Source organism: Desulfofundulus sp., from assembly GCF_049701015.1.
In the GTDB taxonomy this organism is placed as follows: Bacteria; Bacillota; Desulfotomaculia; order Desulfotomaculales; family Desulfovirgulaceae; genus Desulfofundulus.
The window spans coordinates 1-645 of sequence record NZ_JBNATZ010000276.1; the positions used below are offsets into that span (position 1 = coordinate 1).

Sequence of the window (645 nt, forward strand, 5' to 3'; positions counted from 1 at the left end):
TGGTTCCACCCGGCCATTGCGATGCGGTTTAAAACGAGGCACACAACCGTAATCCCAATCCCCAATATGCCTCCCAATAGGATACCAGGTGCGTTAAGCAGGCACGTTATCTTTTGTTCTACATCCCCTGAGCTTTCTGGCAGGGCACCTGCTCTTCGCATTGCTTACACCCCTACCTATGCTATTAGCTAGACCGTGAACGGGTCGGAGTGGGGTAGGAGGGATAGCGACAAGAAACCGCATCCCCCACCCCCGTTATGCTACGCCTGCCCCTGGAAGAAGATGTTTAAAGTCACCGCACTCGCCGCATCGACAGCGGCATAATATATACGGGCATATTTGAGGAAAATTGACGATACCAGGGCTGTTACATCACCGGTGTTCAGGGTAACGGGCCCTGCTTCCGTAATCCAGTTATTGCCATCAGGACTTATTTCCAGCCGCACAGTGGCGGGGGCAATCGTGGTGGAAGCATTGACCACACTGAAAGACCACGTTCTGTAGCCAAGCACAGTATAAGTGGTATCCGGACTACCGGCAGTATCTGTAATGTTGGTCCTTACCGCAGATACGTCCGTGGTGGCCGTGTTCGTCAGCACGGTCAGACCGGGGCTGGTAACAAGCAGGCCGCTGACTGGCGGCGTG

The 645-nt window shown here is 54.3% G+C and carries 1 protein-coding gene; it reads right to left on the bottom strand.

Annotated elements, in window-relative coordinates; translation table 11 throughout:
- Positions 1–260: 260 nt before the first annotated feature.
- Positions 261–645 (bottom strand): DUF6385 domain-containing protein (locus tag ACPLUI_RS13100; protein ID WP_424660698.1); only part of this gene is annotated, 385 nt, incomplete at its 5' end.